This window comes from Scytonema hankhaensis NUACC26, assembly GCF_045865695.1.
Lineage (GTDB): Bacteria > Cyanobacteriota > Cyanobacteriia > Cyanobacteriales > Nostocaceae > Scytonema.
The window spans coordinates 22669-43271 of sequence record NZ_BAACAP010000210.1 but is presented as its reverse complement, the minus strand read 5'-3'; the positions used below and the strand labels follow the sequence as shown (position 1 = coordinate 43271).

Below are 20603 nucleotides of genomic sequence, written 5' to 3'. Positions count from 1 at the left end.
ATGGAGAATGAGATAAGACGATCGCTTAATGAGCTAGTTGCTAGATATGAACTTGAGCCAGAACTACGAGATATATATGTTGAAGGTAAGACAGATAAGCTATTGTTAGAATGGTTTTTAAAACAAAAAGGACAAGAAGGTTTTGCTGTTTATGAAATTGATACTGTCGATATTCCTGCTCAAAAACTTTTTGAGTTTGGATTAAATGATAGTAAGCGAGGACGTGTTATCTACCTTGCTTTATTTTTACAAAAGATGCTCTCAGAGATTCCACCACATCTTACTTGTGTTGCAGATAAGGATTTTGATTGGCTATTTGATATAGAATATATTTGTGATTTACTATTATTTACAGATTATTCTTGTTTAGAAATGTATCTTTATAATGAAATTACTATAGATAAGTTTTTGCGTTTATCATTGCGTTTAAATCAAATAAAAACTAGAAATGTACTTTATCAAGTCTCTAAAATATTAGAAAAATTATATCTTTTAAGAGCTACTAATGAAGCTTTTAAGTTACAAATGGAGTGGTTAGATAAGTTTGAGGATTGCTGTAGTATAAATGCAAATAAAATATTATTTGATATAGAAAAGTTTATTGGAAAATATCTAAATAAAAATAGAAGAAATACACAAAAGGATTTATTTATTAATAAATTTAATGAACTAGCAGCTAAAAAACTCGTAGATTTAAGATATAAAATGCATGGTCATGACTTCAATGAAGTTTTATTATGGTACATTAGACCCTATTTAAGAAAAGAAATAAGACATTCATATAATTCAGAGATTTTGGCAGGAGCTTTATTAGGATGTATTGATATAGAACAACTAGCTCAAGAAAGTCTATTTCAAAAGCTAGTATCTCGTATGAGTGTCTAATAAAATGCGACAATACTTATCATCAGCTAGTTTTTTTCATCTTATAAAATTTAATTCCACTCAACGAGGTAAGAAATGCGAATTCTATTTATCTCGATTCACTTTCCTGAAGATTTGAGTCAGAGTACTCTGGGGATCTACAAACGGATGTCGATGTTTATCGATGCGATTAAGTCCCTCGGACAACTCGATATGCTGTTTTTTGTACCGCCAGAAACTGACGTTTCTCCAGAAGCAGTTGCCCAAACAGAACGCTTGCTTTCCGAGCATTGGCAAACCCCTCTTAATTTATTTTTATGTCCTAAGAAGGAAGACAATTCGCTTCCTAAATGGAAGCAGCAATGGGAAGGTATTTTTAGTTTTTTTCAACAGTCAGATTTCTCGATCGCACCACAACAAATGCAAGTACTGGAAAACTGCTTGAGCCGAAAACCAGATGCCATTTTTGTGCATCGGCTTTCATCTATGAGTGCAGTTATGCAAGTACAGCAAGATTTGCCTCCTATTTTTCTTGACTTAGATGATATCGAACATATCAGTTTTATGCGGCAAATCCGACAACCACCTACTCGGTTGATAACACAACTCTATTATTTACAAGTCCCCGCACGGTTGCGTGGAGAGTTACAAGCGATTCAGTTAGCACGTCGCACTTTTGTTTGCTCGGAACGCGATCGCACTTACTTAACAGAACGGTGGGGAGCGCCCGGTGTTGTCAGCATACCAAATGCGATCGCAATTCCGGAGCCACAAACGATTACTTTAGAACCTACCTTATTGATGTTAGGAGGTTACAACTACTATCCAAATATCAACGCCGCCAACTTTTTAATTGAGAAAGTATGGGTTCAAATTCATCAAGCTATGCCCAATGCTCGATTGATTATTGCAGGACCATATCCAGAAAATATTCACAGTTATAATAAGGGTATACCTGGTGTTGAATTTGCTGGATTTGTCGATAATTTGTCAGAACTTTATCAGCAAGCGCGAGTTGTTTGTTGCCCTATTTTATCAGGAGGGGGAACTCGCGTTAAGATGGTAGAAGCTGCTGCTTATGGTAAACCAATAGTTGCAACTCGCGTGGGTTCTGAAGGATTGGAATTCAAAGGCGGACAAGAATTTTTGATGCGAGACAATCCTAAAGATTTTGCTGAGGCTTGTTTGGAACTTTTGCAAAATTACGATTTGTGCGATCGCTTAGGTAATGCTGCTCGTGCAACAGCGATTAAAAAGTACGATCGCGCCAACATAGTTCGATTAATTCGACAGCAAATTGAGTTTCAACTTCCCTCTTTGCTTTAAGGTATTGCTACAACATCAAGCAATTTAACAATCGCCTCTACCAATTTGTCTGGTTCAACGGGCTTGGAGAGATGCATATTAAATCCGGCGGCTAAAGCTTGTTGCTGGTTAATTTCTCCCGCATACGCTGTGAGCGCAATTGCTGGAATCGTTCCTCCCTGCAGGGGGGATAACTTTCTCACGTGTTGAATCAGGGAATAGCCATCCATTTCTGGCATACCAATGTCACACAGTAGCACATCGGGGACAGACTGATTCAAAAGATTTAATGCTTCCACAGCTGAACCTGCTGTCATCACTTGTGCGCTCGCTTGCGTCAGAATAAATTTTGCCAGATCCCGCATATCTTCATCATCATCCACGACTAAAATCTCAATACCAGCAAGGTGAATTTCACTCTCTGAAGGGCGATCGTTGGCAAAAGGCTCCTGCTCGATAACATTTAACGGTAAGCGAACAGTAAATGTTGCTCCTAAATTCTCTCCCGCACTACTTGCCAAAACAGTTCCTCCATGCAGTTCTGTTATCTGACGGACGATCGCTAGCCCCAATCCCAACCCACCGAATTGTCGCGTCATTGTACTGTTTTCTTGACGGAAGTATTCAAATACGTGGGGCAAAAATTCTGGGCTGATACCAATTCCCGTATCTTTGACTTGAATTTGAGCATAGGTACCGACTTGCTCTAGTTGCACTTCAACTCTTCCCCCAGGGAGTGTAAATTTTACGGCGTTAGAAAGGAGGTTCCAGAACACTTGTTGCAGTCTATTCTTATCGATCGCTAGGGAAGCACGGTGAGCTAGTTCTTCTGCTAGTTCCAAGTCAGTTGAATCGTATTGCCGTCCGGACTCAGCGCTGATAAAGGAAATAACACCCAAAATTCGCACTTGGGTTCGCAAGGGTACTGACATGACTGAGCGGAATCCAATCTGACGCAGAATTTCCAAATGTTCTGGATCGCGGGCTGCTTGTACGAGCAACTCATCTGGAATGTTTGGTAGTATATCGGACTGTCCGGTTCGCAACGTTAGTGCAGCACCCCGAGGCTCGTTGAGGTTCAAAGGGTATTTATGTCTAATTTCTTGCGCCCAATGGAGTTTGGCGGGGTCAGTGTGAGCTACGGCGATTTGCTCTATGGAGCCGTCTTCTTCTATCATATGCACCGTACACCAATCAGCTAACTCAGAGACGGCGAGTTGTGCAACTCGCTCTAAGGTGGTTTGATAGTCGAGGGAGGAAGCAAGAACTGCACTCGCTTCTGAAAGAAAGCGTTGCCCTTGCTCTAACCGGACTCGCTCTGTTACATCTACGACATAAACTAAAACGTCTTCTACTTCACGATGGGAGTTTGTTGTTGGCAGATAGTAAACGTTGTAGTAACCAGGAGTGCGATCTCTACGTCCGGGAACATTTACGGCAAAGTTTGGTGAGATAAAGGGGTTACCTGTGGTGTAAATGTCGTGAAAGACTTCGACTAATTTGGGATCGGATTGTCCAAAAAGTTCTGAAATGGAATACCCTAAGTGTTGTTCGCGTGTTAATCCATTGATTTGGGCTAACGCTTCATTAATGGCAATAAATCGCTGCTGTTCGTTTAACCATCCAATTCCTACCGGAGAGGTTTCAAAGATAGTTGCTAGTTGACGCTGTGCAGTTTCTACTTGAGCATGGGCAATTCGTTCGCGTTCTAGCAATTGTTCGCGCTCTTGTTCGGCTTGTTTGCGCTCTGTAATATCAATAAGAACGCCAATCATGCGGGTAGGCTGTCCCTCAGCATTGTATGAAAATTGTCCTCTAGCTTCTGTCCAATGAATGGAAGCATCTGCCCAAAGCGTTCGGTATTCGTGGTAATATTCCTTTTTCTCAAGCATGGCTTGTTGAAGTGCGGTTTCTGCTTGCACTATGTCATCGGGATGAACGCTCTTAACCCAGACTTCATAACTTGGCTTGCACTCGTTTGGTTGAAGTCCCATGATGGTATATTGACCTTCTGACCAGGTTATCTGATTCAGCTGCATATCCCAGTCCCACGTTCCCATGCGTCCAACCATCAACGCTAATTGCAGCCGAGCTTGACTTTTTCTCAGCGCTTCTTCTGCTTGCGTTCGCTCGACTGCTAACCAAGTTTGTTCGGCAATTTGCTCCATGAGTGTCACATCTTCTTCCGTCCAGTGACGGGGGGAAACATGGTGTAACACAAAAAGCGCTACAAACCGTCCTTCTTTGACAAGCGGTACGCATAAAACAGCTTTTGTTTGAATTGTCGCAAAAGCAGCCGCACCAGAACCGGACGTGCGCGGATCGACATCCACATCGTCGATAACTAATGTCTTACCCTGCTTGAGTTCAGCAATAATTTCAATCCCGAAAGAATCTAAGTAGTGATTGCCTACTACGCTGATAACGCCATTGCAATAGTCGCGCTTGACAATAACGTATTCTTGTGCGTCATCTATTTCACCATAGGTACAGCGAGTCACATTGAAGTACTGACCCGTTGCACGCTCGACTTGCCACATAATTTCTTTTGGGTCTTGAATGGCAAGAATCATGTCGTTCAACTCAATCAAGAATTGCTGTTGTCGCTCGTTTCCAAAACTGCGAGCAACCCGTTCAATGAGTTCCGAGCGAGAAATCCCTTGCCGCCGAGCTTCCTCATCAAGCGATCGCCATGCTGTACTGGTAAGAGAAACACACACTCGTTGTTTCGATTCTGAGTCCCAATTGCTAACAAACTTACCACTAGCGTCCCGCTTCATTAAGATTTTCCGTATGCATACACGGTCATTTCTATTGAATCTAACTCACGCCTAACGAGGATCTGCCTGAAGACAGAGGTTTGAACTTAAGTAAGTCATCCCAAATAAAGCTAACTAGTTAGAGGATATTTGAAAAGTCATGCTTGATGTATCAAATATTTTTTACCCCACCCTAGCCCTCCCCTTGTAAAGGGGAGGGAACCGGAAATTCAATTTCCCCCCTTTATAAGGGGGGATTAAGGGGGGTAATAGTCTCTTTTCAAGATATAGTAAATTTTCCCGCAAGGTTAGTTTCTTTTGCTACTTTAGTAGAAGAACTTATAGTTTTACATATGGGTCAGTACCCCGCACTAAAGTGACGGGGCTTCCATACTCCCGGAGGTTTACGGTGACATATTTTATTTAATCTGAAAGATTTTGACTGCAACTACCGACAGAATAGAGTATCGCGAGTGTCACGTCCCGTAATTGGATTAGTGCCTTTAGCGACTTTACACAATTTTTCTTGCTCATCTTTACGTAGCAAGACATCAGTAAAATCTGCTCCGTCGATAATAGCACCATCAAATTTGGCATTGGCAGCAAATGCACCATTCAAAACTGCATTGGTCAAATTCGTTTTACTTAAACGGGCTGAGTCTAAAGTCGCATTTGTGAGATCTGCACTCTCTAAATTTGCCGATTCGAGATTAGCAGCAAAAAAACTAACACCGTTTAAGTTAGTGTTACTCAAATTGCTGTAACGGAGATTGGCATGAGAAAAGCTGGAATCTGTCAGGTCACGTCCTGAAAAATCTTGATTTATCAAGTTTTCTTTGTTGTAGTCAAGTGCCAGTGCTTGTGGCGCAAATGCCGCACAAGTTACAGGGGTCGTCAGAAATGCTACTGCCCAAAGCAGTAAACAGACTATCCTTGCCCAAATCCGATTGCTTAACCTAGTCATCGTAATTTTTTACTAATGGCAAACCATCCTCCATCTCATTATCCCCGTATAGGTATCGCAGGAGAAGACCTAGTTGTTAATTGGTTAGAATCCCAAGGCTGGATTATCTTGCATCGCCGATGGCGTTACCACAGAGGAGAAGTTGATATTATTGCCCAATTTGGCGAACAAGGACAAAATACGGGGAATAAGAAAAAAATTCCTCCCTCATCTCTCTTATCCCCTGTTTTGGCATTTGTCGAAGTGAAAACGCGCAGTCAAGGGAATTGGGATGCAGGAGGAAGAGGTGCTATAACGCAACAAAAACAAGCAAAACTTTGGCGCACTGCTCTTATGTTTCTGGCTCAATATCCTGAAAAAGCAAATTACTCTTGCCGATTTGATGTTGCTATTGTTGGTTATCAACAGACATCACAAGAATCATATGTAGTTAAAAATGCCCGAGGAGAGCGAAGCAGTCCTTTAGAGAATCAGTATAAATTAGTACTATATGAATACATTCCAGCAGCTTTTGATTGTCCGAGCAGTTGATAGCAGGTAAAAGATAGCAAACAAAAGCTTTAAGATTATCAGTTACCTGCTGTCAGTGACTAAAGCAATCATCATGCTAGTGTTTCTGGACAGTAGCCCAAACCTCTAACAAACTGCTGTCGAAATGCCTCAATTTCCTCTTTCTCTGGATTTCCGTGAGAAACGATCGCGACTTGATAGCGACGCATCACATCTACAGGGCATTGTCCTGCTTCTAAACTCCAAAGTGCCATTTGCACGCGCATGGGTGGTTCGTAACTAATACCCAATTCATTCAAGAAAGCTCGAAAATCACCATCAATTTGAGCTGAAATGCGACCCTTTAGTTTGATCCTAACCACCCAACCATCAATTTGATGAATTACGGTGACGAATGAAACGGGCATCTGGGGTCTGCTATGTAAGAATTGAACAACCCTCAGAGTTAAACTGGCATTGGCCAGGTAATACAAGTATTCCATCTTGGTGCTTGGGATCAAAGCTAACCCTACATTTCTATTATTTGTAGATCGACCCCGATCCTTGCTAGGGTAGAAGCCCCCGTTTTTCCATGGGGAGGTTTACCCAATTATTATCAGTGACCAGTAACCAGTGACCAGTGACCAGTGACCAGTAACCAGTAACCAGTGACCAGTAACCAGTGACCAGTGACCAGTAACCAGTAACCAGTGACCAGTGAACTATAAAATGCAGGAACCATCAACTAGAAACAATGACAACTCTGTCTTTGACGTTAATCGGGAAGATTCAGATTTAGACACTTGTTTGGCGGGATATGACTATGAATTACCTCAAGAACTGATTGCCCAAAATCCTGTAGTGCCGAGAGATAGTTCTAAGTTACTAGTGGTCAATCCAGATGCAGGATTGGAAGCAGCTTCCCAACATCGTATTTTCCGCGATTTGCCCGACTTACTGCAATCCGGAGATTTACTTATAATGAATGATACGCGAGTTATTCCGGCTCGGTTATACGGTTATAAACAAACGGGTGCAGAAATAGAAGTTTTGCTGCTAGAGGAGCGACAGCATAATTGCTGGTTAGCTTTAGTTAAACCGGGAAAGCGTTTTAAACCTGGAGCAAAGATTGTTTTTGAACCCAGTCCCCAGTCCCCAGTCCCCAGTCGCCAACTCACAGCCACAGTTCTAGAAACAGATGAAGCAACTGGGGGGCGTTTATTACAATTTGATTTGCCAGAGGGATCATCCCTAGTGCAATTATTAGACGTATTTGGTGAAGTTCCTCTACCACCCTACATTACGGCTTCTGATGCCAAGAGCGAACAGTATCAAACAGTATACGCACAGTATCCGGGAGCAGTTGCAGCTCCTACAGCAGGTTTACATTTTACTCCAGAATTATTAGATCGATTGCAACAACGCGGTATCGAGCGAGCCTTTGTGACGTTACACGTAGGCGTGGGGACATTCCGCCCTGTAGAAGTGGAAGATATAAAAACCCACAAAATGCATGAAGAATGGATTGAAGTACCTTCCGCAACAGTAGAAAGAATCCGCATGACTCAAGCATCTGGTGGTCGGATTATTGCTGTGGGTACAACAGTAGTACGCGCACTTGAAGGTGCAGCATCTCAAGGAGAATTTAAACCATTTTGTGGTAAGACGGATATGTTTATCTATCCGGGCTATAAATGGCGTGTTGTTAATGGCTTAATTACTAACTTTCACTTACCGCGTTCTAGTTTGTTAATGTTAGTGAGTGCTTTAATTGGTCGGCAAAGATTGTTACGTGTTTATCAGGAAGCTGTCGCCTCTCGTTACCGCTTCTACTCTTTTGGAGACGCTATGTTAATTTTGCCACATATAGTAAGTAGTTAGTTGTTAGTGGATAGTGGTTGGTGGTTGGTGGGTGGTGGGCATTGCCCACCCTACTAGCAACTAACCACTAACCAATAAGTTAATTTTAAATTTTGTTCTGGGTAACCTGACTTATAAGCCTATTGCAATAAATGCAGGTCTGCCAGTCATGTCTCAAAAATATCAATTGTCTCAGTGGTTTCTCGGTTTCCTTAAAGTAGTTCTTCATCAAAATCGCCGGAAGCAAACTTTTGGGCTTCTTGTTACTTTCTCTGCTTTTTTGGTGGTAACACCATCAATGATGGTAACTTCTCAAACTAAGCTACTTGCTGAAACTTTTGTCCCTTCTCAAAATTTGGAAGCAGCAAGTTTGTTTCAGCAAGGAGTTATGCGCTATAACTACAAGGACTTTCAGGCGGCGGAGAATGCTTTCCGTCAAGCCTTACAGCGCGATCCAAATATAGCTGCTGCTTACAATTACTTGGGTAGTATCATGTTGCAACAAAATCGCTTGGATGCAGCAGTGCAGGAGTTTAGTGAAGCAATTAGAATTAATCCGAATGTTGGCGAAGTTTACTATAATATTGGGTTAGCGCTGCACAAACAAGGACAGAAAGAAGCGGCGATTACTGCTTATCGTCAAGCTATAGTTATCAACCCAACAATGGCAGCGGCTTATTACAATCAAGGATTGGCTGTGTACGAACTCGGACAGGTTGATGCAGCCATCGATTTATATCAAAAAGCTATTAATTTAGATAGCACTAATGTTAATGCTTACTCTAACTTAGCAAAAGCTTTAGAACAGAAAGGACAAACATCGGAAGCGATCGCAGCCTATGGCAAGATTGTAGAAATTAACCCTGAGAATGCCGACGCTTATAATAACATGGCAGGGTTAATGGCGAACCAAGGTCAAGCACTAGAAGCAATAGCTGTTTATCAGCAAGCGATTCGCCGAATTCCTAAAGATGCTGAAGCGTACTATAACCTTGGTGTTACTTGGTACAATCAAGGCGACTACAAAAAAGCCAATGGAGCTTTGAAAGCGGCTCGCGATCGCTACCGCAAACAGGGTAATATCGAGCAAGCGAGTAAAGTAGAGCAATTGATGCAACAAATTGTCCAACTAGCAGCATACAAAAAAACTCAAGTTGGTCAAACTCAAAACACTTTGCCCACTCAAACTCCTACAAACAGTGTAGCTATCCCCGAACAACAGACAGCAGATCCGAGCGTACCTATTCCCGTCGAACCACCAACTTTAGATCGATAGGATTGGGGATCGGCGATTAGCGATTGGTGATTAGGGATTAGAAATGAGTTCTACCTTTTGTCACTCTTGTTTCAGTCTCCAGTCCCAGTCCCCATTGCCCCTCAACAAGGAGGGGGCCCCGAGTTCCCCAATCCCCTAAATTGGCAACTTATTGATATCTTTGTTGCAGCCAATAACCACCATCGCCGAACCGCGTTCAAAACGATTGTAAGGATCGGGGTTGATTTGAAATTTTCCATCCTGACTCACAGCAAGTAAATTCAAACCGTAGCGGCTGCGAAGTTGGAGTTCGGCGATGGTTTTGCCGTGAAACTCATCGGGTACAATCACTTCTACAATACTGTTATCAGGGTCGAGGTCAAATCGATCTAAGATAGAAGGCTTAGTCAACGTTCGTGCTAAAGCACAACCTGCTTCATATTCGGGAAAGACGACATGATCTGCTCCTACTCTATGTAATAGTTTACAGTGAACTTCACTAGAGGCTTTCGCCACCACATGAGGTACACCACCCTCTTTAACATTTAATGTCGTGACTATACTTTCCTGAACGTAATTTCCAATTGCCACAATCACCGTATCAAACTCAAAAATGCCTGCTTCTTTTAGTGCAGCTGACTCTGTTGAATCTAGTTGCAAAGCATGACCAGTTATTTGCTCTGTCAATGCTTGGGATACCCGCTTTTCATCTATGTCCGTAGCTAGAACTTCATAACCAAACTTATGTAAGGTAGAACAGACGGAACGCCCAAAACGACCCAATCCTATGACAGCAAACTGACTATTATCTTTACGCAAGCTCCGAAAAAATCCTAATGATGACAAATTCACCGTTCTAATCCTTATAAAATATGACTGCTTTTTTATGGATAACTACCCCACAAGTAAATTTTCTTCAGGATAGTGAATATTGGTAGGACGAGGATCTCCTAGTATTGCTGACATAAGCAACAAAATGCCAACCCTTCCTATATACATTGTGAAGATGAGTACTAGTTTTGCTCCTGTAGAAACACTCCCTGTAATTCCTGTAGAAAGACCTACAGTTGCAAAAGCTGACACTACTTCAACAAGAATTTGAATAAATGATATTTTTGGATCTGTGAGCGCAATTAATATTGTAGCTAGGATGACGGTAGCAATTGAGCCAATTAAAACCCCAATAGCCTTTAAAATTAAAGGAACTGCTATCTTGCGTTCGTACAGCAAAACTTCTTCTTTGCCTTGAAGAATTGCCTGGGTACAACTTGTAAGAACTCTCAACGTTGTTGTTTTGAGCCCACCTCCCGTTCCACCTGGACTGGCACCAATAAACATCAGTGCAATAGTAATAAACAGCCCCGCCGTTGTCATTTTGCCTATATCAATAGTGTTAAATCCAGCAGTCCTGGGTGTTACTGATTGAAACCAAGCGACTAATAATTTATTTTGAAAACTGAGATTGCCAAGTGTTGCAGGATTTCTTAGTTCAACAAAGAAAAATGCAATAGTTCCCAAAATCAAAAGAAATACTGTTGTACTAACTGCAACCTTAAAATCTAGAGAAAACATGAGTTTAATCTGTCGTTTTTGCCAAGTATCGCGCAGCCAAACAAAAGCTTCTAAAATGACTTGATAACCAATGCCGCCAAAGATAATTAACCCGGTAACGACAAAAACTACTAAAACCGATGATTGATATTTGATTAAGTTATCTGGAAACAAACTAAAACCAGCATTATTCCAAGAATTAATGCTGTGGAAAATAGATATCCAAAGCCCTTTGCTCCAGCCATAGTCGGGTACAAAAGCTGGTAGCAGTAAAAATATTCCGGTGATTTCAAAAATTAAGGTAGTGGCAATGATGGAACGAATAATTTGGACGCTACCTTGCATTCCTGGTCGATCTAAGGCTTGTTGGATGGCAATTTTTTGCCGCAAGTCAAATCTACGACCGATCAACAAAATGAGAAAGGTTGTAGTGGTCATGTAGCCCAAACCACCAATTTGAACCAAAAGAGCCATAAATAATTGACCCCAAAAGGAGAAGTAAGTACCAGTATCAACAACTCCCAAACCTGTAACACAGACTGCTGAAGTTGAAGTAAACAAAGCCACAATAGGGTCATTCCAATTTCCACTACTGGTTGAAAAAGGCATCATCAGTAGGATAGTCCCCACAGTGATAACTGCTAGAAATCCCAAACAAATTTTTCGAGAAACAGTCATAAAATGGTTAAATTTGCAACACCCTAGGGAGTAAACTTGAATCACTCTTACCTAGATGTAAAAATACATTACCCTAATTTAAATAAAATCACACATGGTAGCCTACGAATGTGTCTAAATTTTTGTCTTAATCACTGCTTTTTTCATGAGTGCAACACTTTACCAGCAAATTCAGGAGTTTTACGATGCTTCTTCCGGTTTATGGGAACAAATCTGGGGAGAACATATGCACCACGGCTACTATGGTGCAGATGGCAAGGCGAAAAAAGACCGCCGTCAAGCACAAATCGACTTAATTGAAGAACTACTGAAGTGGGCTGGAGTTCAAAAAGCTGAAAATATACTAGATGTGGGGTGTGGAATTGGTGGAAGTTCGCTACATTTAGCAGAAAAATTTCATGCTAAGGCTACAGGAATCACTTTAAGCCCAGTGCAAGCAGCAAGAGCAACACAACGCGCCCAAGAGTTAAATTTGGTATCTCAAGCTCATTTTCAGGTTGCAGATGCTCAAGCAATGCCTTTTGATGACAATTCCTTTGATTTGGTTTGGGCGTTAGAAAGCGGCGAGCATATGCCTGATAAAACTAAGTTTATGCAGGAGTGCTATCGGGTGCTAAAACCTGGTGGAATGTTAATTATGGTGACTTGGTGTCATCGACCTATTGACAATTCACCCCTCACAGCAGATGAGGAAAAGCTTTTGGCGGAAATTTATCGAGTTTACTGCTTGCCTTACGTCATTTCTTTACCAGAGTATGAAAATATTGCCCGTCAACTCGGCTTGCAAAATATTCGTACTGCTGATTGGTCAAAGGCTGTTACACCATTTTGGGATGTGGTGATTGATTCGGCGTTTTCTCCACAGGCAATTTGGGGTTTGCTACTTTCGGGTTGGACTACAATTCAAGCCGCCCTGTCTTTGGGTTTAATGCGTCGGGGTTACGAACGTGGATTAGTTCGATTTGGTTTGTTGTGTGGAACGAAATAACGAGCTGCGCTCTTACGCCGAGGAGGACACAGAGAGAGGAGATTTATGAATCAGATTTCGCAACGAAGGTTTAAGGACAGTTGGCTTTACAGTTTTTGGAAGTTTTCACGTCCTCACACGATTATTGGTACAAGTTTAAGTGTGTTGGGATTATATCTGATTGCAATTTCCCCACTCACCACTCACTACTCCCCATTCCCCCTTATAGGAGCATGGATTGCTTGTCTATGTGGCAATGTTTATATTGTGGGCTTGAATCAACTTGAAGACGTAGCAATTGATAAAATTAATAAGCCCCATTTGCCTATTGCCTCTGGAGAATTTTCCATGCAAACAGGTAAGTGGATTGTTGGTATAACTGGTACTTTGGCACTATTTCTTGCAGGTATTCAGGGACCTTTTTTGTTTGGAGTTGTGGCTATTAGTTTAGCAATTGGTACTGCTTACTCTTTACCACCCATTCGCTTAAAACAATTTCCTTTTTGGGCGGCACTTTGCATTTTTTCGGTTCGAGGTGCAATAGTGAATTTAGGACTCTTTTTACACTTTAGTTGGGTTTTGCAAAAAAGTCATATCATTCCTTCCAAGGTTTGGGTTTTGACGCTGTTTATTTTGGTTTTTGCTTTTGCGATCGCAATCTTTAAAGACATTCCCGATATTGAAGGAGACCTTCTATACAACATTAAAACTTTCACCATTAAACTTGGCAAAGCAGCAGTTTTTAATCTTGCACTTTGGGTGTTAACTCTTTGTTACACAGGCATGATTTTGGTAGGCTTGTTTAAGCTAGCAGAAGTCAACTCGATTTTCCTAGTTCTGACACAATTTATTGCCTTAATTTGGATGTGGTGGCGGAGTCAAAAAGTTAGCTTGCAAGAAAAAAGCGACATTGCTCGATTTTATCAGTTTATTTGGAAGCTATTTTTCGTGGAATATTTAATTTTTCCCATTGCTTGCCTTTTCAGTAATCAGTGACCAGTAACCAGTGACCAGTGACCAAATGTAGGGTGGGCAATGCCCACCATTTGATTAAGGAATAAGATAATGTTTGACACTTTTCAACTGAGTTCTGTATTTGCTGTAGTTGCTGTTCTTTCTAGTCTTGCATTGCTTGGCTATTTTTCTTGGAAAACCTTAAGAACTTCCAACCTTTTCCAGAAAGGAATCACACTTTACCAGCAAGAAAACTACAAAAGCGCCGAAGCTACATTTCGGCAAGTCATTGCTATAAATTCCACAAATGACGTGGTTCGCTTACTTTTAGGAGATACTTTAATGCAGCAAGGAAAAGTAGAAGAAGCAACCCAACAATTTCAAGATGTCATTAATCGCGCACCAAAAAAAGTGGACGCTTACTTACGCCTCTCCAATGCCTTGATGCGACTAGAAAAAAAAGAATCAGCTATTGCCACACTCGAACAAGCCAGAGACTTACTCCAAGCACAACGCCAAGCGCAAAAACTAGAAGAAGTAAATCGCGTTCTTGAAAAACTCAAGAAATCATAACCGCAGCCTGTAGCTGATGAACGCGGATACTTTGCTCTTCTATCTGCGTCCGTCTGCGTTCATCAGCGGTTCAAAAAATAAAAGTTGTAATACCTATGAACAAACCAAAAGGCAAAGTCTATCTTGTCGGTGCTGGACCCGGAGATCTTACATATCTAACAGTCAAAGCATACAAACTTTTATCGCTCGCTGAAGTCTTAATTTACGATGCTTTAGTAGACACAGATTTATTACAACACATACCACCAGATTGCCTACAAATCAATGTAGGAAAACGAGGGGGTCAACCCAGTACACCTCAAACCGAAATTAACAACCTACTCGTGCAGTATTGCCAATTGGGACGACAAGTTGTGCGCCTCAAATCAGGAGATCCCTTTATTTTTGGTCGCTGTACTTCTGAAATTGAAGCCTTAAAAGCTGCTGATTGTGCTTTTGAAGTTATACCAGGAATTTCCTCAGCCCTCGCAGCCCCTTTACTTGCTGGAATACCTCTCACAGATCCAGTCATGAGCCGATGTTTTGCTGTTTTGACAGCCCACGAACCAGATGCTTTAGACTGGGAAGCCTTATCCCGCCTAGAGACACTGGTAATTTTGATGGGTACTCAGCAGCTAGGTGAAATTATACATCGACTTGTGCGGCAAGGGCGATCGCGTTCAACACCTATTGCCATTATCAAATGGGCAGCAACTCCTCAACAACAAATTTGGACGAGTACATTAGAAAACATACTCGAACAAACCACTGGTGTCTCGCTGTCACCAGCAGTCATCGTAGTTGGCGAGGTTGTGGAACTACGCAATTATTTGCAACCAGCCACAATATCAATAGATAATACCCCAGTAGCTAAGGCTTTGCAATCCATAACTATGCAAACAAACTTCCCCCCCTCTCCCTCTCCCCCCATTCCCCCCTCTCTTCCCCTCACAGGTAAAACTATTCTGGTGACACGCGCCGCCGGACAGTCGAGCCAATTTACACAAGCCCTCGCCTCACAGGGTGCAACCGTTATTGAAATGCCAACCATAGAAATTGTTCCGCCCTCAAGTTGGGAAGGTTTGGATAATGCTATTTCACAGATATCTGACTTTCACTGGTTAATTCTCACTTCTACTAATGGTGTGGACTATTTCTTTGAACGGTTGTTTGCACAAGGTAAAGATGCTCGGACTTTATCTAACCTAAAAATTGCTGTTGTTGGAGAAAAGACAGCTCACAGCCTGAGACAACGCTGTCTCCAAGCAGATTTTATCCCTCCCAACTTTGTTGCAGATTCTCTGGTAGAAAACTTTCCTGAAGAACTCACGGGTAAAAAAGTTTTATTCCCCAGAGTAGAAAGCGGTGGACGGGAAATTTTGATACAGGAATTAACTGCAAAAGGAGCAGTGGTTGTAGAAGTGGCGGCTTATCAATCTCGCTGTCCCGATAATATCTCGCCGTCAGCAGAGTTAGCACTTCAAAATGGCAGCGTGGATGTGATTACTTTTACAAGTTCTAAAACAGTACAATTTTTTTATCAACTGATACAAAAAGTGTTCTCTAAGAATTTTCAAGAAGATTTATCATTTGCGTTACGCGAAGCGTCAAGCTCCCAGCTTATCGCAAAATCTCTAGAGAACGTTTGTATTGCTTCCATCGGTCCCCAAACCTCCAAAACTTGTCGTTCTTTATTTGGACGAGTGGACGTAGAAGCAGAAGAATATACCTTAGATGGATTAACTCAAGCACTCATAAAATGGACAACTACTTCAGTTTGATAAGGTTATAGGCAGAAATGTGTTAAATGTTTGTTAAAATAGTATATTTTTTTCATGAAGATACTTTGAATAGCAGGGTAGTTACCAGTGAGTATGCTTTATTGGTTAAGTGTCAAAGCTTCGTGATAGACCGGAAAACTGGAGTAAAGCTTCTGTAATAGCAGCAATCCATTTGGCATGGAATACTTCCATTGATAATGTCTCAACTCCAGGAACAGTAGGTGAGAAAAACTTTCTCTTTCAAACGGTGAGTTAGGGAGAGATTGAATGTGCAAAATTTAGATACGCCCTGCTTGTGTCAGCTATGACCGCTTCATACCAAAGTGTAAAAATTCGGAGGTGCTTCAATGGGTTATTTATTAAATTTAAGTAACTTAAAGAAAGTTATAGCGGTAGGCATAATTTTCTCTGTCGCAACGATTTTAGCTCCTGCATCTGCTCGAGCTATTAGTATCGGTAGAGCTTCTGGAAATTCAATTAACACTGGTTATTTTAATTTTGATGTAGTTACTGTTGACGATCTAACTAAAAATGATGATAGTATAGGAGTCTTTCCTGAAGCTATTCAAAACTTTAATATCTATACAAGAGATTCTAATGGAACATTTGTTTCTGTCAATTCTGATATTTGTGGTAATCCAGTTTGCCCCCCAGGAAATGTGACGGTTACTAAACTTAAAATCGACCCTGCGTCCGGCAATGTTTTAAATCTCAATATTGGCTCTGATAATCAGCAAATTAATTTAAAACAGCTTCAGGAGTTATTCACTACCGTTAATAAGTTACCGTCTGAGTCTGATTTTTTTGAGAGCAATGACATAGTGAGGTATGACGTTACATTTGATAGTAATTCTCAACCTAATTTAATTTTCTTTATCCAGTCAAATGATTCTAATATCATTAATGATTTATCAACATTAAGTCAATTTAATAATACAAATATACTAGGTTTGTTTCCCAGTCGTGTTGTTGCTTTCAATGACGATCGCAGTGTTGGAAATACAGGCGGTGTATTTGACTTTAAATTGCAATTGCCCTCTCAATCTGTCCCCGAACCTAGAGCTACTGCTGGATTGCTTGGTGTAGGACTATTGGGTACAGTGTCATTAATCAAGAAAAATAGGCGTTTGAGGAAATCTGTTGAACACAAAAAGTATCAGATCGCTTGTCATAAAAATACATTACTCAACAGGCTAATTTAAAGCAGAATAATAAATAGACCCTAAACTGGCAAATAGGGGGTATTTAGCCCATGAACCCCTTGAGACTTCAGTCTTGGAGTTTTATTGGGAGCTTTTTGCTTTGGCTGTTAGCCTTAAACCCAATAGCAGCAGAAATCATCCCAGATACTACACTCCCCAACAATTCTACCGTTACTCCCTCTACTAATACCAGAATCATTGAGGGAGGAACTCGAAGAGGTAACAATCTGTTTCACAGCTTTCGGGAGTTTTCGTTTTCTGCCCAAACTGCTAACACTACTGGAGACACTGCCTTTTTCAATAATGATTCGGCAGTTAGGAACATCATCACTCGGATAACAGGTGGGTCACGCTCTATTATAGATGGCAAGATTCAAGCTAACGGCACGGCTAATCTATTTTTTATCAATCCCAATGGCATTATCTTTGGACAAAATGCTAGTTTACAGATTGGGGGTTCGTTTGTAGCAAGTACAGCTACCAGCTTAAAGTTTGCCGATGGTGCAGAATTTAGTGCGATCGCTTCTCAAACATCTCCGCTATTAACAGTGAGTGTTCCCACAGGTTTGCAATTCGGTTCCAATCCTAGAGACATTGTTAACCAATCTCAAGCAAGTCCAGCTGGAGCAGTTAATAGTCTTGGTTTTCCAGTTGGATTGCAAATTCCTAGCGGTAAGACTTTAGCGTTGGTGGGGGGTAATGTCTCCCTTGTGGGAGGGAATTTGACAGCAGCAGGTGGAAGAGTTGAACTAGGTAGCGTTGCTGAAAGTGATTTAGTCACTCTGAGTGAAATTGAAACAGGCTTTGCACTGGATTATGCTGGTTTTCAGAACTTTGAGAATATTCAGCTTTCACGTGGTTCTCAAATCGATACTAGTGATTCTGGAAGTGGTGCTGTTCAGTTACAGGGGAGAAACGTAACTCTCAGTGAGAATTCGCTAATTGTGGCGATCGCTCTTGGGTTAAAAAGAGGGGACAATTTAGCAATTAATGCCACCGGATCTGTAAACCTAAGTGGAGGTTCACAAATTGGAACTTTTGCTGAGAGTCAGGGTCAAGCTGGGGATGTCTTAGTAAGAGCCTTAGATTCTGTAGAACTGGTGGGAACAGCGTTTCTAGGTTCTCAAGTCTGCGTAAGTTCTTTAAACTGTGAAAGCGTTACGGGCAATGGTGGTAACTTAATCATTGAAACTAGGAGACTGCTAATTCGAGATGGCTCGATAGTTGATGCTTCTACGTTTGGGGCGGGTCAAGCAGGGAATGTCATTGTGAAAGCTTTAGATACTATAGAACTCGTTGGCACAACACAAGATGGATTACCTAGCGGTATTTTTGCTCAAGTTGCCGATCTAGCCATTGATAATCCTGGCAATGCAGGAACTCTGAGTATTGAAACTCAACGGTTGATTGTCAAAGGAGGCGCACAAATATCCACGGCTGCTCGCAAAGGGGGAAATGGTGGAAATTTGACTGTCAACGCCACAGATATGATTCAACTGAGTGGAGCTTCATCATTTGCCACAGCTTCACTTCTGGATAGTCATCGCAGTGGAATTTTTGTCTCAGCCGAGCCAGAAGCTACAGGTAATGTTGGAACCTTGAATATTAGTACAGGAGTACTTACTGTCGAAGATGGAGCTAGAATATCAGCTGATAACTTGGGTTCAGGCAAAGGAGCAATACAGAGTTTAAACATCAGGCAATTAGTGATTCAGAATGGAGGAGAAGTTAGATCGGGTTCATTTGCAGAAGGTTCAGGGGGAACTTTGACCATCAAAGCTGCTGAGTCTGTAGAAGTCACGGGTAGGGGAACAATTGGCTCTGATGTGATTCCCAGTACTTTGTTTACTAGAGCTGAAGCTACCGGAAAGGCGGGTAACTTAGCTGTGACAACTCAGCGTTTGAATGTTAAAAATGGTGCAGAAGTTACTGTCAGCAGTACAGGCTCAGGACAAGCAGGTAATTTGGAAATTATAGCGCGTTCTCTTACATTAGATAACGAAGGCAAGCTCATTGGTAAAACTGCCTCTGCTGATGGTGGCAACATTGCACTTAATCTACGGAATTTGTTGCTACTGCGTCGCAACAGTGAGATTTCTACTTCTGCTGGTACAGCTTTTGCAGGCGGTAATGGTGGTGCGATCGCGATCGATATTCCTGATGGCTTTATTGTTACCGTACCTTCAGAAAACAGCGACATTACTGCTAATGCATTTAGTGGTAAGGGAGGCAGTGTTACGATCGATGCGACTGGCATCTTTGGGCTAGTGCAACGGAGTCGAGACGAACTAGAGCAGCTTTTAGGAACAACAGACCCGACTCAACTAGATCCTAGTTTGCTACCTACCAATGACATTACCGCCATTTCACGACAAAATCCTTCTTTAAATGGACAAGTCATTATTAATACACCGGATGTTGACCCCAATCGGGGGTTAGTCCAGTTACCAACAGAGCCAGTCAACGTGGAAGTGGTACAAGGCTGTCAAGCGGGAGGACAGCAGTCGTCATCTGTTGCATTTTTTAACACTGGCAGAGGAGGTTTACCAGTAAATCCTTACGAACCTCTTAGCAGTAGTAACATCTGGGAAGATGTGTCAGCACCACCTCAAGTTACAGATGGGGAGACAAGAAGACAAGCAACAAACTTAGCAAACCTACCTGACAAAATTGTGGAGGCTCAAGGGTGGGTCATTAATAAAAAAGGGGAAGTTGTCCTTGTAGCAGAGATACCTGATTGCAGGTAAGGATGGCAGCGATACAAAATCATATTTAGAAAAGCAAGTCAACGATGCACTTGAGCAGTTGAAAAAAATGGAAGAAAAGGAACTAGAAGAATGAAATACACAATTCTGATTCAATGGTCAGATGAAGATCGATGTTATATAGTTTTACTGCCTGAATTTAAGAATGTTATGCAACTGCTTTTACTGACGAGAGCAAGAGATCCCATAAACACTGCCATTCCATTTTGAAAAACCACTGGCATAACGCTGATCCCACGTATGCATCATTAAAAACCACGGCGTGTTTTTTTGATCTACTAAAGTCAACACATGATCTTTACGGTCAGTACGTAAGTCGATTGAAGAATCAAAATTTCTTGGCATAAGAGCGTGAAGATTGCCATCAATTAGCCCACTTACTTCGGTACGAATGCTATCCGGCTCGCCGAGCCGAGCTATCCAATAATAATGGAAATCTACCGTTACTGGACGACCGTCGAAATTGCAGTTCCATATTCCTACCCAATCATCTTTAGTTACCGCCTCCGCTTTTTGGGTGAACGAGAAACAGACAAATACTACATTAGTTACACATAAACCTAACAGAAGTGGTAGTAGATATGTTATTTTTTTCATACAAATCTGTTGACTGAATAAAATGCAATTACGTGTTTGAACGAAGGATTAAGCTTTTTT

General features: G+C 41.5%; 18 protein-coding genes and 1 pseudogene. 13 read left to right on the top strand and 6 right to left on the bottom strand.

The window, feature by feature from the left end; all coding sequences use genetic code 11:
• Together ACKTT2_RS26480 and ACKTT2_RS26475 are read left to right on the top strand one after the other, a co-directional pair.
• The gene (locus ACKTT2_RS26480; RefSeq protein ID WP_407892178.1) at positions 1 to 885 is read left to right on the top strand and encodes a hypothetical protein; all 885 of its coding nucleotides are present in this window, start codon (positions 1 to 3) and stop codon (positions 883 to 885) included.
• A gap of 75 nt (positions 886 to 960) precedes the next feature.
• Entirely contained in the window at positions 961 to 2190 is a 1230-nt protein-coding gene (locus tag ACKTT2_RS26475; protein ID WP_407892176.1) for a glycosyltransferase family 4 protein, read from the top strand.
• Here ACKTT2_RS26475 and ACKTT2_RS26470 read toward each other — a convergent pair.
• Positions 2187 to 4949 (bottom strand): GAF domain-containing protein, encoded by a 2763-nt coding sequence (locus ACKTT2_RS26470; RefSeq protein WP_407892173.1) that lies wholly within the window; start codon positions 4947 to 4949, stop codon positions 2187 to 2189. The genes ACKTT2_RS26475 and ACKTT2_RS26470 overlap by 4 nt on opposite strands.
• Positions 4950 to 5376: 427 nt before the next feature.
• Positions 5377 to 5892, bottom strand: a complete 516-nt coding sequence (locus ACKTT2_RS26465) for a pentapeptide repeat-containing protein (RefSeq protein ID WP_407892171.1) — start codon at positions 5890 to 5892, stop codon at positions 5377 to 5379.
• Between the two features lie 15 nt (positions 5893 to 5907).
• On the opposite strand from ACKTT2_RS26465, the gene ACKTT2_RS26460 reads away from it, so the two are divergent.
• A complete protein-coding gene (locus ACKTT2_RS26460) occupies positions 5908 to 6423 on the top strand; it encodes a YraN family protein (RefSeq protein WP_407892169.1) in 516 nt (171 codons plus the stop codon).
• A 71-nt stretch (positions 6424 to 6494) separates the two neighbouring features.
• Here the strand turns inward: ACKTT2_RS26460 and ACKTT2_RS26455 are convergent, their stop codons facing one another.
• The gene (locus ACKTT2_RS26455; RefSeq protein WP_407892167.1) at positions 6495 to 6884 is read right to left on the bottom strand and encodes a hypothetical protein; all 390 of its coding nucleotides are present in this window, start codon (positions 6882 to 6884) and stop codon (positions 6495 to 6497) included.
• Between the two features lie 226 nt (positions 6885 to 7110).
• On the opposite strand from ACKTT2_RS26455, the gene queA reads away from it, so the two are divergent.
• Complete coding sequence (gene queA / locus ACKTT2_RS26450) at positions 7111 to 8262, top strand: tRNA preQ1(34) S-adenosylmethionine ribosyltransferase-isomerase QueA (protein ID WP_407892260.1); 1152 nt, start codon at positions 7111 to 7113, stop codon at positions 8260 to 8262.
• 148 nt (positions 8263 to 8410) lie between these two features.
• Positions 8411 to 9517, top strand: a complete 1107-nt coding sequence (locus ACKTT2_RS26445; protein WP_407892165.1) for a tetratricopeptide repeat protein — start codon at positions 8411 to 8413, stop codon at positions 9515 to 9517.
• Positions 9518 to 9652: 135 nt separating this feature from the next.
• On the opposite strand, the gene ACKTT2_RS26440 is transcribed toward ACKTT2_RS26445, so the two are convergent.
• Together ACKTT2_RS26440 and ACKTT2_RS26435 are read right to left on the bottom strand one after the other, a co-directional pair.
• A complete protein-coding gene (locus tag ACKTT2_RS26440) occupies positions 9653 to 10348 on the bottom strand; it encodes a potassium channel family protein (protein WP_407892163.1) in 696 nt (231 codons plus the stop codon).
• 42 nt (positions 10349 to 10390) lie between these two features.
• Positions 10391 to 11725, bottom strand: a complete 1335-nt coding sequence (locus ACKTT2_RS26435) for a TrkH family potassium uptake protein (RefSeq protein WP_407892161.1) — start codon at positions 11723 to 11725, stop codon at positions 10391 to 10393.
• 145 nt (positions 11726 to 11870) lie between these two features.
• Between ACKTT2_RS26435 and ACKTT2_RS26430 the strand changes: the two genes are divergently transcribed.
• The 8 genes and pseudogenes from ACKTT2_RS26430 to ACKTT2_RS26395 form a co-directional block, all read left to right on the top strand.
• The gene (locus ACKTT2_RS26430) at positions 11871 to 12713 is read left to right on the top strand and encodes a methyltransferase domain-containing protein (RefSeq protein ID WP_407892159.1); all 843 of its coding nucleotides are present in this window, start codon (positions 11871 to 11873) and stop codon (positions 12711 to 12713) included.
• 45 nt (positions 12714 to 12758) lie between these two features.
• Positions 12759 to 13688, top strand: coding sequence for a homogentisate phytyltransferase (locus ACKTT2_RS26425; RefSeq protein WP_407892157.1), 930 nt, complete (start codon positions 12759 to 12761; stop codon positions 13686 to 13688).
• Between the two features lie 69 nt (positions 13689 to 13757).
• Positions 13758 to 14219 (top strand): tetratricopeptide repeat protein, encoded by a 462-nt coding sequence (locus tag ACKTT2_RS26420; RefSeq protein ID WP_407892155.1) that lies wholly within the window; start codon positions 13758 to 13760, stop codon positions 14217 to 14219.
• A gap of 95 nt (positions 14220 to 14314) precedes the next feature.
• Complete coding sequence (gene cobA / locus ACKTT2_RS26415) at positions 14315 to 15979, top strand: uroporphyrinogen-III C-methyltransferase (protein ID WP_407892153.1); 1665 nt, start codon at positions 14315 to 14317, stop codon at positions 15977 to 15979.
• A gap of 109 nt (positions 15980 to 16088) precedes the next feature.
• Positions 16089 to 16235, top strand: coding sequence for a hypothetical protein (locus tag ACKTT2_RS26410; RefSeq protein WP_407892151.1), 147 nt, complete (start codon positions 16089 to 16091; stop codon positions 16233 to 16235).
• Positions 16236 to 16326: 91 nt separating this feature from the next.
• Positions 16327 to 17181 (top strand): hypothetical protein, encoded by an 855-nt coding sequence (locus tag ACKTT2_RS26405; RefSeq protein ID WP_407892149.1) that lies wholly within the window; start codon positions 16327 to 16329, stop codon positions 17179 to 17181.
• Between the two features lie 50 nt (positions 17182 to 17231).
• Positions 17232 to 19928 (top strand): two-partner secretion domain-containing protein, encoded by a 2697-nt coding sequence (locus tag ACKTT2_RS26400; RefSeq protein WP_407892147.1) that lies wholly within the window; start codon positions 17232 to 17234, stop codon positions 19926 to 19928.
• A 90-nt stretch (positions 19929 to 20018) separates the two neighbouring features.
• Positions 20019 to 20102 (top strand): annotated as a pseudogene (locus ACKTT2_RS26395) (type II toxin-antitoxin system HicB family antitoxin); the annotation flags it as partial.
• Between the two features lie 6 nt (positions 20103 to 20108).
• On the opposite strand, the gene ACKTT2_RS26390 reads toward ACKTT2_RS26395, so the two are convergent.
• Positions 20109 to 20543 carry a DUF6006 family protein gene (locus tag ACKTT2_RS26390; RefSeq protein ID WP_407892145.1) on the bottom strand — a complete coding sequence of 145 codons (435 nt, stop codon included), beginning with the start codon at positions 20541 to 20543 and terminating at the stop codon, positions 20109 to 20111.
• Positions 20544 to 20603: the final 60 nt, after the last annotated feature.